The organism is Microbacterium sp. 4NA327F11 (assembly GCF_005503465.1).
Classification (GTDB): Bacteria; Actinomycetota; Actinomycetes; order Actinomycetales; family Microbacteriaceae; genus Microbacterium; species Microbacterium ginsengisoli.
On the sequence record NZ_SCOB01000005.1, the window covers coordinates 1 to 16,201 of the forward strand.

The window sequence follows — 16,201 nt, forward strand, 5'->3', positions numbered from 1 at the left end:
CGCACGAGGCGATCGCCTGGAACCGGCCCGCCGACGTCCACCTCGGGCTCGCAAGCCCGACCATCCCCAACTTCGAAATCGAAGAAACCCTGCCAACTTCTTGACGCGGGACATGGGTGGCTGTCTGTTGTCAGGCGCAGCAGGAAGTGGGGAGTTCGTTGCGGAAGAGGTTCGCAGTGAGGCGGATGCCTTCGGCCATGGTGAGGTACGGGGCCCAGGTGTCGGCGAGTTGGGTGACGGTGAATCCGGCTTTGATGGCGTAGGTCGCGGCGAGCATCATCTCGCCGGCGGTGTCGGCGAGGGCGTGGACTCCGAGGACTTTGCCGGTGTCGGCGTCGGCGACGATCTTGATGCCGCCGCGGGTGTTGTGGTTGGCGATGGCTCTGGGCACGTCGGCCAGTCGCAGGTATCGGCAGGCGCATCTGTATCCGGCGGCGATGGCTTCGGCTTCGGTGATCCCGGCCGAGGCGAGTTGGGGTGAGGTGAACAGGACGGAGGGCAACCCAGTGTAGTCGACCTGCTCAGAGTGACCGAGGGCGTTGTGTGCGGCGATCTTCCCGGTCCTCGCGGCGACGTACACGTACTGGGGCACGTCGGTGACGTCGCCGGCGGCGAACACCGCCGGGTTCGTGGTCCGCTGTTGTTCGTCGACAATGATGAAGCCGCGGGTGTCGGTCGCGATGCCCGCAGTGGCGAGGCCGAGCCCGTCGGTGCGGGGGGTGCGGCCGGTGGCGACGAGGACGCGTTCACCGGTAGCTACTTTCCCGGTGCGGGTGAGGACTCGGACCAGGTCGTCGTGTGGGGTGATCGTTGCGGCGCGGTCGCCTATGACGGTGATTCCGTCGGTCAGGAAGGCTTTGCGGAGCTCGGAGGAGAGTTCTGGTTCGGCGTGCGGGGCGAGCCGGCCGATGATGGTGACCTCGACCCCGAGCCGGGCGAACAGCTGGGCCTGTTCGAGGCCGACGAATCCGCCGCCGATCACCACGAGCGAAGCGGGCAGCTCGGTGAGTTCCATCGCCGTGGTCGACGTGAGGTAATCGATCTGCTCGAGGCCGGGGATCGTTGGGATGGTCGGTTCGGCGCCGGTGGCGATGAGATACGACTTGGCGCGAACCGGTCGTCCATCGACGAGCAGTGTTGAGGGATCGGTGAATGTTGCGGTGCCGGGGAGGATGTCGAACCCGTAGGCGGCGGCGATGTCGGCGTACTTGGTCTGGCGGAGCATGCCGACCAGCTCATCCTTCTGCTGCACGAGCGCGCCGAGGTCGACGGCCCCAGCGGAGGTGGCGGCGCCGGGGAACGGGTTCGTGAGCGCGGCGTGGCGGGTGTGCGCGGCCGCGAGGAGTGTCTTGGAGGGCACGCAACCCACGTTCACGCAGGTGCCACCGAGCGTGCCCGATTCGATGGCGACCACGCTCGCCCCCTCGAGTCGGGCGTGGATCGCCGCGGACATCGCCGCGCCGCCCGTCCCGACCACCGCAAGATCGAACTCGTTGTGCTGAGTCATGATGCCTCCTCGGGTGGACCGGGCCGCACGTGCGGCCCTATGCGACAGAATGGACCTTCAAGCATGCTTGAAGGTCAAACTGACGGTGGAGGTGTCACGATGCGGATCGGAGAACTCGCGGAGAAGGCGAGGACGAGACCGTCGACGCTGCGGTACTACGAGGAGCGCGGGCTGCTGCAACCGCCGGAGCGCACCCCGGCCGGGTACCGCAGCTATGGTGACGAGACGGTGCAGCGGCTCGAGTTCATCGATCGGGCTCGCGCGGCGGGGCTCACCCTTGCGCAGACCGCGGAGATCCTCGATGTTCGCGACACGGGTGGTTCGCCGTGCGCTCACGTGCTGGATCTCCTTGACCGCCGGCTCGTGGAGATTGATGAGCAGCTCGAGCAGCTGCGCGCCCTACGAGGGAGCATCGTCGAGCTTCGGGCGCACGCGACGGCAACGGCGTCCGAAGCCTGCACGCCGGAGTCCATCTGCCGCTACCTCTGATGACTTTCGGATCGCTACTGCCGCTGACGGGTGTGGTTGAGGCGGTACGAGGTGGTGCCGGTTTCGATGATGGTGCCGTTGAACGTGAGCCGGTCGACGATTGCCGCACACAGGCGCGGGTCAGTGAAGGTCTTCGTCCACCCGCTGAACGACTCGTTGGATGCGATCGCGACGGAGTTCTTCTCTTCCCGCTCTGTGAGGACCTGGAACAGGAGTTCGGCGCCGCGTCGGTCGAGTTCCATGTAGCCGAGCTCGTCGATCAGGAGCAGGTCAACGCGTCCGTACCGGTTGATGGTGCGGGTGAGTTGTTTCTCGTCGGCGGCTTCAACGAGCTCGTTCACGAGCTTCGTCGCCAGGGTGTACCGGACGCGGAAGCCCTTCTCTGCAGCGGCGGTGCCGAGGCCGATGAGGAGATGCGACTTCCCGGTGCCGGAGTCCCCGATCAGACACAGCGGATCGCCGCGGCGGATCCAGTCCCCGTTCGCGAGCGTATGGATCGTTGCAGGGTTGACGTTCGGATTCGCGTCGAAATCGAAGTCCCCGAGCCACTTGTTCCTCGGGAACCCGGCTGCCGACACGCGGCGGACAACGGACCGGCGGTCCCGGTCGTCGCACTCGGCGAGGAGGAGCTCGGCAAGGAACCCTTGGTAGGTCAGCTGCTCACGTTCCGCGGCCGTGATCGCTTCGTGCATCACCGCCCGCATGGTGGGTAAACGGAGCCTGCGGCAGGCTTGGTCAACTGCGGCCGCGGCGGCTTCTTCGGTCAGCCCGCGCTGCCGACGCAGGGTCGTGGTGACATTCGTGGGGTTGCTCATGATCCGGCGATTCCTTCTCTCTCATCGGTGACCGGCGGTTCTGGTTCGGAACGTCGGTTAAGGAGTTCGTCGTAGTGCGCGACGGATGGCAGTGGCCGCCGGTCGGCTGGGAGTCCGGCGATCACCGCGGCCGGATCCATGAGGCGACGCTGGGTCAGGCTGACAACTCGCTGCACGTCACGTCGTGGTTGTTCAACGCGATGACGGTCTGACTCGGGCCCGGCGGCGTGCAGTCGGGCTTCGACCGCGACGACGTCGGCGGACACCGCCCCGACCGTGAGGGCGGCACGGATCCCCGCGATCACGTCGACGGTTCGCATGGTCCTGTGGAGCAGGAGCACATCGATCAGAGCCCTTGTGCCGGCGCTGTCGCCATCGACCTTCCGCGCTTGCTGCCAGAACGCGTCATGCGCTGTCGTGAACACGCCGGCTTCGCGTGCACGGGCCAGCGCGGTGGACCCGGGCAACGCGCCGGGCTTGCGCCTGAGGACCTCGAGGTAGTGGTCAAGGTTGATCGACTCCCCGCCGCGGGCCACGACCCGCTCGTGCCGAGCGACCTCGGCGTGGCCGTCGAACACCACGAGTTCAGACGCCCGCAACGAGACCCGCACCTTCCGCCCGATCAGACGGGCGGGCACGGAGTACCTCGCCATCCGCACGGTGATCAGGCTCGAGCGGTCTACCCGCGGGTAGAGCACCAGGCCAGGATCGAACCGCTCGCCTGGCAATGGCGTAAGGCGGGCTTGTTCGTCGATGAAGTCTTGCCCGACAGTGCGGATCCGGGTGTTGATGCGTCGCTCGTTGTCGCGGGCGTCCCACCGGCGGATCTGCTCGTTCAACTCGGCGAGCGAGTCGATGACCGGCATCGGCGACAGCCAGGTGCGGCGAAACCGACCAACTTCGCCTTCGACGCCACCCTTCTCGTGGGCGCCGTCGATTCCGGGCTGGCAATAGAACGAGTCGAACCCGTAGTGCGAGCGGAACAGTACCCATCGGTCGTTCTCTACTCGGCTACGGCCCTTCCCATACAGCACCGTCTGTACCGCGGCAGTGAGATTGTCGTACCGGATGTGCCGGGTCGGGATCCCACCTATCTCGTCGAACGCGTCGATATGTCCTTCCAGGAACGCTTCCTGCGATTGCGTCGAGTACACCCGGTGCACCGCCTTCCCCGAGTGCGAGAGCCGGAACGTGAACATGTGGCACTTCGTTTTCACCCCGCCAAGGATCACCCAGACCTCGCCGAAATCGACTTCGGCTTCCTCACCAGGTGCGTGTTCCTGTGGGACGAACACCTCGACGCGGCGCCCGGCTGCGGCATCGATCTGGGCACGACGTACGCGCACGTAGTCGCGGACCGTCGAGTACGACAGTCCCGCCGCTTCGTGCTCGTCGACCAGCCGCGCGAGAACCCTTGTCGCCGTGTGCCGCTGCTTACGAGGCGCGTCCAGATCCTGAGTGAGCATCGCGTCGATCACCGCCTTGTACGGCCCCAGCCGTGGAGACATCCGTGACGGTATCTTCCGCGGCGGCGGAATTGGCGACGCCAAGGCCTGCCGCACCGTGCGACGGTGGACCCGAACCTGTCTGCCAACGCGCGCACCGATAGCCCGTCGACGCGCGAGGCACGGCGGATATCCGCGAACAATTCCACTTTCGACCCCTGCCGGGCCCGCTCATCCTGAAGCAACACGAAACACACGCTCAGGTGGGGCCAGATCAAACCGTCAGAACCGCCCCGGCAAGTCAGAAAGTGGGGCCACTCCTAGCCGTCACTCCGGGGCCAAAACAGACTGACAGAGCCACCGGGGATGCCGCCCCGCTTGATCTAGCAACGTGATTGGTCCGGCATTGCACGACGCGGCGTGTCGGATCGGGGATACTCACAAGCGCAAGCCGCGATCCGCGACCCGCGCCATGTCGCGTTCAGGCTCACGCGACGTGCTCGGCGTGAGTGCTCTGAGCGCTGCTTCGGCCCGTGTGCGGTCGATCTTCTGTCTGGTGCTCTCCGGTGCCGGACCAAGCGGCGTGCGGTCGTCGGTGATCTGGTACCGGTCGCGGTAGGCCGCGATGATGCGGGCGGCGCGCCACCATGCCGCGTCCTGCCTCTGGTCCTCGGGTACGGGACCCAGGCTCGCCGTCCAAGGGCTCTTGTCGGCGAGGGCTCCACGAAGCACGGCGTCAGCGCGGGACTCGATCAGGTCGCGACGCTCGTCCAGGGCGCGGCGCATATCCTCGCCCATCGGCCCGCTGGCGTGCGGGATCAGCCCGGCGATGAGGCGGGCCGGCTTGCGGTTGCGGCCGGACCCGGCCGGCCGGATGGTGGCGCGGGCGAGACGGGCATGGATGACGGAGGCGATGTCATCGGCGTCGTCCAGTGGGCGCGCGGCGATGAGCCTAGGCAGCAGCATGTCGAGGTCGCGATGGTTGGCGTCGGCGTGGCGCAACTCGGCCGACAGGGCACCGTAGGCGTCGGAGTCGAGCACAGCATCAACCTGCTCGCCGGTCAGACCCGAGGCGGCAAGGAGGACGGCCCAACGGTCGTGCTGGGCGGCTTGCGCGATTGTCTCGTACTCGGCGGCGAGCTGCGCGATTCCGCCAAGCCGTTCCTGCTCGGCGGTGATCGTCTCGTGCGCCGACAGTTCGGCGCCGACGTGCTGGATCACCCCGTAGAGGACGCTGCGTGCTGTGGCGTGCGGGTTGTCGCCGGGGTGCGGGGTCGCGTGCTCGTAGTCCTCCCGGTCGACGGCGACGTAGGCGTGGTTGCTGTGGGCGCCGCGGGTCATCGAGACGTAGAAGTTCTCCCGCGTCGTCGTCGCGGTGACGACCGCGTGCGCGGAGTCGGTCGTGACGCCCTGTGCACGGTGCGCGGTGACCGCGTAGCCCAGGTCCAGGTACTCGGCCGCATAGTCGGCGGGCAGGACGATCCCGCTGCCGAACCGGCGGCCGGCCGGACGGATGCTGACCGATCCGTCCTCGCAGACCTGCGTGACGATCCAGCGAGCACCGTTGCGGACCCAGGCCCGGCCGTTGCGAAGCCGGCGGTCGTTGTGCCGGGTGATGACCAGATCGCCTGCGGAGACGGCCGTGCCGTCGTGCAGGGGCAGTTCCCGGGTCGGGTTCACGGCGCCGTCGATGATCCGATCCGCCCGTGCCCTCGCGTTGAGCGTGGTCACCGTCTCGTGCGTCTCGGCCACCAGGATCGACGCGAGCCCGGTGGCAAGGTCACGCTGCCATGCCCGGTAGGCGGCGTCGATCATCGCCTCGGCCTCGCCGCCGGTGATCCGGTCGTGGTCGATGAGGGTGTCGATCGCTTCGGGCCGGCCGTGGCGGAGTTGCAGCGAGGTCGTCTTCTCCCACGCGTGGATGAAGCGGTGGATGTCGCTCAGCTCCGGGGTGTCGTCTCGGGCGTGGACGAGCATCGAGAACGCGCCGCCCGCGTCGACAGATTGGAGTTGGCCCCAATCTCCGACGAGGAGCACTTTCGCGCCGGCTTGCTCCGCCTCGTTGGTGATCCGGTCGAGGGAGGCGGTGCCGGCCAGGGATGCCTCGTCGATGATGACGAGCTGCCCGGCGGTGAAGGTCGCCCCGGTGCGAACGTGGGTGTCCCACCACTTGGCCGTGTTCTCCGTCGGAACGCCGAGGTCGTCGGCGAGGACCTGCGCGGCGACCGCCGATGGCGCGAGCCCGACCACGGAGCCGCGTCCGTGCTCCTGCTCCCAGGCACGGCGCAATGCGTTCATGGCCGTGGTCTTTCCTGCACCGGCTGGGCCGACCAGGACATCCACGACCCGGCCGGAGAGGGCGATCGCGGCCAGCGCCGCGGCCTGATCCTCGCCCAGCATCCGGTGCTGGGAGTCGGGCCGGCTGGTGACCTTCTCCACGACCTCCAGCGACACGACCGGGCCACGGGTGTCAGCGGCGCGGGCCAGGAGGCGGTCTTCGGCGGCCAACAGCGTCTCGGATGAGAACAGGGTCGAGTGCCGTGGGCGGAACCGAGTCGTGCCGTCCGGGCGGCGGAACTCGAGCGGGCTGGTAGCGAGCTCGGGCGGGGTCAGCCGCAGGGAGGCGCGCTCGGCAGCGTCGACCACGAGCCCAGTGATCGCCTCGCGATCTTCGATGGTTGCGAACCGCCACCCCATCAACTGCCGGGACGCTTCGGCGTGCAGGTTCCATCGGGTCCAGGTCGACCGCTTCTCACCGACCGTCTCCATCACGGTCTGCCCGACCTCGCCCACCACGTCCAACAGCACATCGTCAGCTCGTAGCGCCGCGCGTGGAGCCTCTGCGGCGGTGCTGGTGAGGGCGTACGCCCAGCCGGTCGCGTCCTGCCCGAGCACCCGGCCTGCGCGCTGCCGCCATTCGCGGGTGAGGTCGGCCAGCGACCTGATCTGCTTGTCCGGCCGGGTGGCGAGCGTCGCCTGCGCCCGGAGTTTCAGCACCGTCCGGGCGGACGGCTGGCGGTCGTGCCGGGCGACGTACTCCGCGATCAGGCGATCCTTCTCGGCCTCGATGTGCCGCGAGCGAATGGAGAACTCACCGACCAGCTCGTCCGGCACGCCCTCGACTTCCCAGGCCGGGTTCCGATCCCGTCCGCGTTCCCGCGTCGCCCACTCGACGCCGAGCGTTCCCGCGAGTCGATCGGCCAGCGCCGCGTTGTACAGCTCGGAGACCGCAACGACCGCCGAGTGCATCGGCCGCCCGGCGAGGGTGCGCCAGCGGCCGTCTTGCACGGTCAGCACCTTGTTGCTGATGACGACGTGCGTGTGCAACTGCGGGTCGCCGGATCGACTGTCGTAGTGGTCGAACGCCGCCGCCGCGACACCGGCGACATCGACATGCGCAACCGCTCCGTCCGGGCCGGTTGCGCCGACGCGGGTCGCTGCAACCTCTCGTTCGAGGAACGCAACCAGCTCTGCAACCGCCGCGTGATGCGCGTGCGCGATCAACGTCTGCGTGCCCGCGTCGGCGACCGCCCAGATCGCGGAGACCGACTTCGGCACTGAGAACGTGAAGTCATAGCCGGCCACGGCGCGGCGTGTGCCGCGCTCGGCTTCCTCGGCCTCGATCGCGGCGACCTCCTGCGCCCGTGCGGCCGGCCCCAGCTCAGAGTTGAGGGCGTTCACGCGCTGCCCGATCCGTTCGGCGACGGACGCGAACTGCTGGTAGGCGCGACCCAACGGGTCGCCGGTGATCGGGTCGTGGCCCATCCCGATCAAGAGCTGGAGCTGGGCTTCGGAAACCGGTGCGCCCCCGACCAGCTCACCGTGGCCGAGGCGGCCCAGGCCCGAGCCCATCCAGTACCCCGGCGGGGTGCCCGCCTCGGTGTAGTAGCGGGTCAGCGGCGTGGACAGGGAGCGGTCGCGGTCGCCGGCCGCGACAGACTTCAAGAGGTACTTGTAGCCGTCACCCGCCGACATCACCCGCATCGAAACCGTCACAGTGGCCCTCGCGCCTGACGAAATGTCTCCACTTCGGCAAGGTGCGCCGCTGTCGTTCGGTGCGCTCTATCAACTCCCCCAAGTGATCTGCGCGCCGAGCTACCACCGGCCTCTCGAGACCTCGCGAGCAGTCGGCTGTGAGCGCAGCACCTCACGGACTCGGGCCTCGCCATGACTCACAGGCAGACTCCGCAACAATCGCGCAATCTCCGCCGCGCTCAAATCTGAGCGGCGCGAACGCGCCAGCTCGCGCAGGACGGCACGCTCAAGGACCCTGGAGGCGTCGCCACCCTCCAACAGGGCCTGCACCGTTGGAGCAGGCGCCTGGACCCTGCGAAACCGAGTGGCTGCATCCTGCTGCGTTTCACCCACCGCAACGAGCAGACTCAGCAGCCGAAGAGCCGGCCCGCGGAGCTCCTGCAACCTCCCTGCATCGAGATGGCGCATCGCATACGCTCCGCCGATTGCTGCGGCACCAGCGATCATGCCTTGCAACCACGTCGGCAAGCCCTTCACGGCGGAGAAGAACTCAGTCAGGCCCAAATTGACCAGGCGCGCGAACACCACACCACCCTCAAGCATCACGCGGATGGCGCCTGCTTCGCCGCCGGCGGCGAGCGCCTGGCGCCATTGCGCGAGTTCGGCCTTGTCGCGTCGTTCACCATAGACGGCTCTCGTGGCCGCGCCATCCTCGCTGAGATAGAACCCCTCGACGAGCAACGACAAGACGACCGAGGGCACGTCGTCGGGATCGGTGCCGATGAGTTCAGCGACTCGGTTCCGTTCGTCGCGCGAGAGCAGACCGTCCGGCACCGTCGCCACGAGGCGGATCAGCGGCACGTACTGAGTCACCCAGACCATCTCGAACTGAACTGGGTCGATACCGGCCTGTGCGGACCACTCCTCCAGGTGCTCCGCGACTTCGCCAACGACATGGGCAGCGCAGAACAAGCGAAGGAATCCGGCATTTGCCGCGTTCACGAGCGTCGTGCGCGCGTCCTCACGTCTACAGGCGTACGCGACGTCATTCCGAAGCACGTTGGCATCCACAACCACCACAGGTACCGGCTCCACTCGTGCATCCGGAAAGCGGCCGCTGTCATCGGGACCGACAATCTCGTCTGCGGCGCTGAGCGCATGTTGATCATGTAGGACGTCTTTGATCGAGGCGATGGCCGCAGCGAACTCGTCCCGGTGCCGATCGGACCCCGGGACGCCAGCCGGGTCAAGCTCTACCACGCACACAGCCTCCCAGACGTAAGCCGCCAGGCCACCGGACCGCACGGACCTCGTCTGAAAGACGTGTGGTGGCTCAGGTGGGCCGGGCGACAACCGCGGGGAGTGCGAGACGTGGAGCGATACACGTGTTGTAGCGGAGTGCGCGTCCATGCGTAGACGCCGAGCACCAGCTCGCCGCCTAACACCACCCTCCGGCAATCCCAGGCCGATTCAAGTTGACAGACCCGATCTGTATCCGATGACGGTCATCATGCCGGATTCCGCGTGGTAGATGTTGTGGCAGTGGGCTGCCCATAGGCCGGGGTTGTCGGCGTCGAAGTCAACTGTGAGCGTGCGCTCAGGCAGGATGATCGACGTGTCTTTGCGCGGGCCACCCTCGGGGTGTTGGTATGTGTGGCCGTGCAGGTGGAATGGATGCCACATCGTCGTCTTGTTCGTGATGGTCAACCGGACGCGTTCGCCTTCTCGGACAGCCTGTGCGTTGTCCAGGGGCTGGTTCATGTCGAAGCGGCGTTCGTCGATGCCCCAGTCGTAGACGTTCATGCCGCCGGTGAGCGCGATTGAGATCTCGCGGTCCGGTTTCCGTGCGGCTAACCGTGCATTCGCTGCGGCCGTCACAACGCTGGATGTCCCGACTCGGCCGGTTGACAGTTCGGGAAGGATGACGTCCGATGTCGGCGGACTCCCGGTCCCTGTACGAATAATGGCGAATCCGCGCTCTCCTTTACCCTCGGTCTGCGCGACGAGCGGGAAGACACCGTCTCGGAGGGTGATGAGCGCGTCGTAGCGTTCGCCCATGCCGATGAGGATGCTGTCGACCTCGACCGATTCGACCGGGAACCCGTCAGTGTGGGTGATCGTGAGCGCATGGCCCCCAACCGCGACCCGGAACGCGGTGTCGCCACCCGCGTTGATGATCCGCAGACGGATACGGTTCCCGGGACGGCCGTTGAACTGGGCTGGATCGGCGGGCGGTTTCCCGTTGACCAGATAGTACGGGTAGTAGACGTCACCGGCGTCGCCGCCGAGGAGATCGGATGTCGCTCCCATCAGCATGTTGCCCATCCGCATGGACATGCCATCCGTCGCGCCCATGCTGCCCATGCCCGCTGACAGTTCGGTCAGCACCTTCTCGGGCGTGGAAGTGACCCCGTCGAGCCAGTCATCGAGGACGATGACCCACTCGTCGTCATAGATCAGCGGCTCATGGGGATCATCGACGATAAGCGCGCCGTAGAGGCCCCGGTCGATCTGGACGCCGACGTGGGGGTGGAACCAGTACGTCCCCGGATCAGGAGTGATGAATTCGTAGTCGAAACGGCTGCCCGCTTTGATCGGTTGCTGCGTGATGGGCGGCACTCCGTCCATGTCGTTCCGCAACGCGACGCCATGCCAATGCGCCGAAGTGTCGGCGCTGAGCTGGTTGTGAACGGTGGCCTTGAGCGTGTCGCCGGCACCGAGGCGGATCACTGGTGCGGGGATCGCGCCGAACGCCCACGTTGCCGCCGTCTTGCCCGCCAAGTCCAGCACGGTCGGGGCGGCGGTGAGGGTCGCGGTGGTAACTCTTCCCGTCCCTTTGCGTTTGCGCTCGACATCTCGCACGGGTGCGCTGCGGGGTTGCACCCAGGTGGGGTCAGGCGTGCAGGAGGCCAGTGCGACGGTTGCAAGAGCACCGGCGCCGATCCCGAGGAACGCGCGGCGGCTCAGCAATGTGCCGAACGGGGGCCGGTTACTGCTCATGGGTTTCCTTTCCGGCGGATTCGGGGTCAGATCCGGGCTGCGCAGGCAAGCGCAGACGCTTCAGAAGAAGCGCGTTCACGGCGACGATCACGCTCGATCCGGACATGCTGATCGCCGCGATCTCCGGGGTGAGCATGAGCCCGAACGCTGGGTAGAACACGCCCGCGGCGATCGGCAGGGCAACCGCGTTGTAACCGACCGCCCAGCCCAGGTTCTGTCGCATCTTCCGCAGGGTGCCTTTGCCGATCTTCAACGCGATCGCCACATCGAGCGGATCGGAGCGCATCAGGACGACGTCGGCGGTTTCGATGGCGACGTCGGTGCCGGCACCGATCGCGATGCCGAGGTCGGCTTGAGCGAGCGCGGGCGCGTCGTTGACCCCGTCACCGACCATTGCGACCCTTCTCCCGGCTGACTGAAGCTCAGCGATCTTGGCGGACTTGTCCTCGGGGAGCACGTCGGCGATCACCGTGTCGATCCCGAGGAGGGTGGCGATGCGCTGCGCGGTGGGCTGGTTGTCGCCGGTGAGCATCGCTACCTGGATGCCTTGCTCGTGGAGGGCGTCGATCGCGGCTTTCGCGGTGTCGCGGGGGGCGTCGGCGAGAGCAATGACGCCGGCGATCTGCGCGTCGACGGCGAACATGATGGCGGTGCGGCCACCGTCTGCCAGCGCTTGCTGGGTGGCCGCGACCCGACTGATGTCGATGCTTTGGGCGGCCATCAGACGGGCGTTGCCAAGAATCACCTGGTGGCCATCCACGGTCGCGATCGCGCCTTGCCCGGTCACGTTCCGGAATGCGGTGGCGGTGCGGCGGGGGATGTTTCGGGCTTCCGCGTAGCTGACGATTGCTTTGGCGAGAGGATGCTCGGACTCCCTCTCGAGCGCGGCTGCGAGCGACAACAGATCGAGGTCGTCTATGCCGACCGGAAGGTAGTCGGTGACTTCTGGCTCGCCCTTGGTGAGGGTTCCGGTCTTGTCGAGCACGACGGTGTCGATGCGGGCGGCGGTCTCGATGCCGGAGGCAGTCTTGAACAGCACGCCTCGTTTCGCGCCCAGACCGGTGCCGACCATGACTGCGGTGGGAGTCGCCAGGCCCAACGCATCCGGGCAGGTGATGACAACGACTGTGATGGCGAAGAGGATCGCCGTCGGCAGTGTGGCGCCGGCGAGCAGCCAGATCAGGAACGTGAGTGTGCCGCCGATCAAAGCCACCAGCACCAGCCAGAATGCGGCCCGGTCTGCGAGCCGCTGCCCAGGGGCTTTGGAGTTCTGGGCCTCCTGCACGAGCTTCACGATCTGTGCGAGGGCGGTGTCCGCGCCCACCTTGGTGGCGCGGACTCGGAGCGTGCCGACCGTGTTCACGGTTGCGCCGATGACCGCTGAGCCGGGGGTCTTCTCCACGGGCATGGACTCGCCGGTGACCATCGACTCGTCCACTTCCGAGTCGCCCTCTTCGACCTGCCCGTCGGTGGGGATCTTCGATCCAGGGCGCACCAGGAGCAGGTCTCCGGGGACGACTTCCGACGTGGGCACCTCAACTTGCTGCCCGTCGCGGAGGATCACCGCGCGCGGCGGGGCGAGCTCGAGCAGGCGCCTGACCGCGTCGTTCGCGCCGCCGCGGGCGCGCATTTCCACCCAATGCCCGAGCAGGACGAACGTGGTCAGTACGGTGGCGGCCTCATAGAAGACTTCGCCACCGCCGGTGAGGGTCACGATGAGGCTGTACAGCCAACCAGCGCCGACGCCGACAGCGACCAGCACCATCATGTCCAGCGTGCGGGCCCGGAGTGCCCGGTAGGCGCCGTCGAAGAAGATCCAGGCGGAGTAGAAGATCACCGGCAGCGACAGGATCAGCATGAACACGTCGTCGCGGAGCCCGAAAGGTGCCGGGACCTCGAACCCGAGAACCTTGCGGCCGATCGGCGACCAAAGCGTGATCGGGATGGACAGGACGAGGGCGACGAGGAAACGGTTGCGCATGTCCCGGACCATCGCCTGCATGGACATCCCGCCGTGATGGCCGCCGTGCCCCATCATGTCTTGCGTACTGTGGTCTGTTGTGTCAGCACCACGCCCAGCGACGGCCTCGTGCCCGGGATGCACGACATCGCCCTTAGGGGCGTGGTGCAGTTGGTGGTCCGCGACCGGACCCTCGTCGTGCTCGGCGCGGTCAGTTTCCGCCCGTGCGGGGTCGTGGGTGAAATGTGCGATGTGGTCGTGGGTGTCCTCCGTGGGGTCGCAGATGTGCTCCGGGACGGACTGCCCGGCGCAGTGATATCCGCAGTCGGTCACCCACCGCCGGAGTTGCGCGACAGAGGTCACCGTGGGGTCGTATGTCACGGTTGCCGTCTGGGCGACCGGGTTCGCATCTACCGCGAGGACCCCGGGTTGGCGAGACAACGCGGACTCGGTGACCGACTTCGACGGTGGCCAGTGAACACCCGACACCTCGATCACGACCGTGCTGCTGGGCTCGTTCATTCGTATGCCTCACTCTCCATGTCGGTGCCACCCCACGAGCTCATCGGCGCGCTCCCGCCCCGGTGTTGCACGGTCGTGCTCACGGCCGTGGTTCCGTCAGTTTCTTGACAATGACCTCGGTACCGCGGATCCGGACGATCCCCCGGTCGTCGACAAACACGACCGTGCCATCCTTTGCCACACCGAGCGCCTCGACCGTCCCGGTGACGGTCCCGAACCTCGCCCACCCGCCGCCGGTTGCCAGGCGCCACAAGACACCATCGGTGGCGACCCCCACCAGCCCGCCGGCGGAGTCGCCTTCGAGCTGGTAGAGCAGCGGCGCGCCCGAGACGGCGGAGAATGTGGCGCCTCCGTCCCTGCTGCGCATGAGTCCGTCCGGGGTGGCGGCGTACAAGGCACCGTCCGTGGTTGCCGTGAGGTCTGCAGCGGCGATCGCGCCGCCACTTGTCCATGTGCGGCCACCGTCATGGCTGGCGCGGACCGTCGGGGAGCTCGATCCAATCCCGTACACGGTACCGTCAGCTGCGGCTGTGAGGACGTGGAAGTCCTCTTGTCCCGTGAATGCGGCGGGCTTCCACTCCGTCCCGGCATCGTCGCTGCGGATGATGCCGAGATTTGGGCTGCCAAGATCTTGCGCGGTGTTTGGGCCGGGATGTCCGGACGCGTAGAGCAGGTCCTTGGTGCCGGTCAAACCCATCGCGTCGAAGTCATTGCCGCCGATCGGCCCTGTGGCGACCCCGTCGGTGTTGATTGTGTACAAGCCCGTGTGAGTTCCCAGCAATACGGTGCCGTCACCAAGGTCGACGATGCCGTGGATATGCCCGAACGCGGACGCCATACCCGGAGTGGGCGGCGCGGTGGCCGGTGCGGTGGTGCAACCGGCAAGCAGAAACGCCGCACCGACAGCCACTGTCGTGGTAGCCGCAGATCGCAAGCTCATGAGATGCCTTTCAGCGATTGCGTTCGCCGCGGTGCGACGGACGCGGAAGGGGAGCCTCTGGGGTGGGCATGCGCTGCGTGCCCACCCCAGAGGGGCCGGGTCAGAGGGTGGCGAGGATGTCCTGCATCGTGGTGATCTCTGCAGTCTGACCGTCGATGATCTGCTGAGCCAGAGCACGCACGTCGGGATTCTTTCCCTCCTTGAGGGCCGTCTGCGCCATCGTGACCGCCCCCTGGTGATGCGCGATCATCCCCTTGAGGAACACGCGGCTTGCCTCGGCGCCGGTGGCTGCTTTCAACGCGGCCATGTCGTCGCCGGTCATCATCCCGTCGCCCGAGCCCATACCGTTCATGCCGCCGGACGTGGATTCGTCGGAGGGGATGCCCCAGTTCGTCAGCCAGCCCTTCATTGTCTGGATCTCCGGGCCCTGCGCGGCTTTGATCTGCTTGGCAAGCGCCACGACACGGTCGTCGATGCCGCTCTTGGAGAGGACCTGGTCCGCCATCTCGACGGCCTGCTCATGGTGCGGGATCATCATCGTCACGAACATCTGGTCGGCCATGTTGAATGTCGCAGTCTTGGCCGGCGACGGTGCTGTACTGCTCATGCCGCCGGAACCATGGTCCATCCCAGGCATCGAACCACTACTCGTGGAGGTACAGCCGGCCAGGACGATTGCGGCGGCGAGAACGCCTGCGGTCAGGGTGAGGGTACGGAAACGCATTTGGAGATGTCCTATCTACTCAGTCGAAAGAATGCTGATCTGGATGCCCTCGCGGGCAACGCCGAGATCTCTCCCGGCGGCATGCCAGGAGAGCGCTCGAATCAGGTTCGACTGATCGATAGAACGATGAGAGACGGCGGCCTCGGGCGCGCCAGCACGGCACGGGCGTCGACGCGGACGCCGGACTGTCGCGCCCGAGCCAGGACTTCTTCAAGGCGGGTAAGAAGTGCTGGGGCGAGCAAAACGAGAGCAGCGGTCAGGAGTGCCAGGACGCACACCATCATCAGCATGGAGTGTTCCGGCATCCCCATCGGGTCACTGCACTCACCGTGGCACTGGGCGTCCACCGTGGCGTGCCACGTGCTGGTCATCGCATGTCCGACGCCTGTATTGGCGCCCATCACCTGCATCTGGGGACTGACCGCACTCGTCCCCGCAGGAAGACTCGCGTTTGCACCGGAGAGCGTGTGCATGGTGAGCAGGCCGGCGATGAGTGCCAGAGCGATCGGGAAAAGCAGCAGGAGCCGGGGCAGCCCGGAGCGCATCGGGGGGCGTGTCCGCGCTGTCTTCACCGCCGTCCTCCATCCTTCCCTGAACCAAGGGTACCTATCCGCGCTGGGGCTGGCTGAGTCTCAGCCCTGGATCACACCGTGTTCACGTATCGCGCCGGATCCGCGTCGAAGAGGGGACCGCACTCGGGGCAGCAGAACCAGTATCGGGTGCCCTCGTAGTCGCGGAATAGGCCGCGCCGCTCGGCCGACACCGGGTCGACCTGGTTGTGTGGCATGACCGGACAGGTCACGAGATGAGTCGCCCCTGCGGGC

11 protein-coding genes and 1 pseudogene are annotated in these 16,201 nt (G+C 67.0%); 1 reads left to right on the forward strand and 11 read right to left on the reverse strand.

Annotated elements, in window-relative coordinates; genetic code table 11:
• Nucleotides 1-130: 130 nt before the first annotated feature.
• Complete coding sequence (gene merA, locus FFS51_RS04550) at nucleotides 131-1,507, reverse strand: mercury(II) reductase (protein WP_071044826.1); 1,377 nt, start codon at nucleotides 1,505-1,507, stop codon at nucleotides 131-133.
• Nucleotides 1,508-1,606: 99 nt separating this feature from the next.
• Between merA and FFS51_RS04555 the strand changes: the two genes are divergently transcribed.
• Complete coding sequence (locus FFS51_RS04555; protein ID WP_054682943.1) at nucleotides 1,607-1,996, forward strand: heavy metal-responsive transcriptional regulator; 390 nt, start codon at nucleotides 1,607-1,609, stop codon at nucleotides 1,994-1,996.
• 14 nt (nucleotides 1,997-2,010) lie between these two features.
• Here FFS51_RS04555 and istB read toward each other — a convergent pair whose 3' ends face one another.
• The 10 genes and pseudogenes from istB to FFS51_RS14890 all read right to left on the reverse strand — a co-directional run bounded on the left by istB (nucleotide 2,011) and on the right by FFS51_RS14890 (nucleotide 16,164).
• On the reverse strand, nucleotides 2,011-2,811 hold the full coding sequence (gene istB / locus FFS51_RS04560; RefSeq protein WP_054682946.1) for an IS21-like element helper ATPase IstB: 801 nt from the start codon (nucleotides 2,809-2,811) through the stop codon (nucleotides 2,011-2,013).
• Nucleotides 2,808-4,501 (reverse strand): annotated as a pseudogene (gene istA / locus FFS51_RS04565) (IS21 family transposase). The gene istB and the pseudogene istA overlap by 4 nt, the downstream one beginning before the upstream one ends.
• Nucleotides 4,502-4,694: 193 nt before the next feature.
• Entirely contained in the window at nucleotides 4,695-8,240 is a 3,546-nt protein-coding gene (gene mobF / locus FFS51_RS04570; protein WP_137877741.1) for a MobF family relaxase, read from the reverse strand.
• 111 nt (nucleotides 8,241-8,351) lie between these two features.
• Nucleotides 8,352-9,491 carry a PIN domain-containing protein gene (locus tag FFS51_RS04575; RefSeq protein WP_171006104.1) on the reverse strand — a complete coding sequence of 380 codons (1,140 nt, stop codon included), beginning with the start codon at nucleotides 9,489-9,491 and terminating at the stop codon, nucleotides 8,352-8,354.
• A gap of 210 nt (nucleotides 9,492-9,701) precedes the next feature.
• The gene (locus tag FFS51_RS04580; RefSeq protein WP_137877661.1) at nucleotides 9,702-11,231 is read right to left on the reverse strand and encodes a multicopper oxidase family protein; all 1,530 of its coding nucleotides are present in this window, start codon (nucleotides 11,229-11,231) and stop codon (nucleotides 9,702-9,704) included.
• Entirely contained in the window at nucleotides 11,221-13,713 is a 2,493-nt protein-coding gene (locus FFS51_RS04585) for a heavy metal translocating P-type ATPase (protein ID WP_137877662.1), read from the reverse strand. Before FFS51_RS04585 ends, FFS51_RS04580 begins: the two co-directional genes overlap by 11 nt.
• A gap of 79 nt (nucleotides 13,714-13,792) precedes the next feature.
• On the reverse strand, nucleotides 13,793-14,551 hold the full coding sequence (locus tag FFS51_RS04590) for a F510_1955 family glycosylhydrolase (protein ID WP_249352656.1): 759 nt from the start codon (nucleotides 14,549-14,551) through the stop codon (nucleotides 13,793-13,795).
• Nucleotides 14,552-14,753: 202 nt separating this feature from the next.
• Nucleotides 14,754-15,377: a DUF305 domain-containing protein gene (locus tag FFS51_RS04595; RefSeq protein WP_137877664.1), complete on the reverse strand. Its 624-nt coding sequence runs from the start codon at nucleotides 15,375-15,377 to the stop codon at nucleotides 14,754-14,756.
• A gap of 101 nt (nucleotides 15,378-15,478) precedes the next feature.
• Nucleotides 15,479-15,922, reverse strand: a complete 444-nt coding sequence (locus FFS51_RS04600) for a DUF6153 family protein (protein WP_137877665.1) — start codon at nucleotides 15,920-15,922, stop codon at nucleotides 15,479-15,481.
• Nucleotides 15,923-16,020: 98 nt separating this feature from the next.
• Nucleotides 16,021-16,164: a YHS domain-containing protein gene (locus FFS51_RS14890; RefSeq protein ID WP_249352657.1), complete on the reverse strand. Its 144-nt coding sequence runs from the start codon at nucleotides 16,162-16,164 to the stop codon at nucleotides 16,021-16,023.
• Between the last annotated feature and the right edge of the window lie 37 nt (nucleotides 16,165-16,201).

Coding starts and splice junctions, on each gene's coding strand:
- merA (WP_071044826.1), bottom strand. CDS start 1,507: ATGACTCAGCACAACGAGTTCGATCTTGCGGTGGTCGGGACGGGCGGC.
- FFS51_RS04555 (WP_054682943.1), top strand. CDS start 1,607: ATGCGGATCGGAGAACTCGCGGAGAAGGCGAGGACGAGACCGTCGACG.
- istB (WP_054682946.1), bottom strand. CDS start 2,811: ATGAGCAACCCCACGAATGTCACCACGACCCTGCGTCGGCAGCGCGGG.
- mobF (WP_137877741.1), bottom strand. CDS start 8,240: ATGCGGGTGATGTCGGCGGGTGACGGCTACAAGTACCTCTTGAAGTCT.
- FFS51_RS04580 (WP_137877661.1), bottom strand. CDS start 11,231: ATGAGCAGTAACCGGCCCCCGTTCGGCACATTGCTGAGCCGCCGCGCG.
- FFS51_RS04585 (WP_137877662.1), bottom strand. CDS start 13,713: ATGAACGAGCCCAGCAGCACGGTCGTGATCGAGGTGTCGGGTGTTCAC.
- FFS51_RS04590 (WP_249352656.1), bottom strand. CDS start 14,551: ATGGCGTCCGCGTTCGGGCATATCCACGGCATCGTCGACCTTGGTGAC.
- FFS51_RS04595 (WP_137877664.1), bottom strand. CDS start 15,377: ATGCGTTTCCGTACCCTCACCCTGACCGCAGGCGTTCTCGCCGCCGCA.
- FFS51_RS04600 (WP_137877665.1), bottom strand. CDS start 15,922: ATGCGCTCCGGGCTGCCCCGGCTCCTGCTGCTTTTCCCGATCGCTCTG.
- FFS51_RS14890 (WP_249352657.1), bottom strand. CDS start 16,164: ATGCCACACAACCAGGTCGACCCGGTGTCGGCCGAGCGGCGCGGCCTA.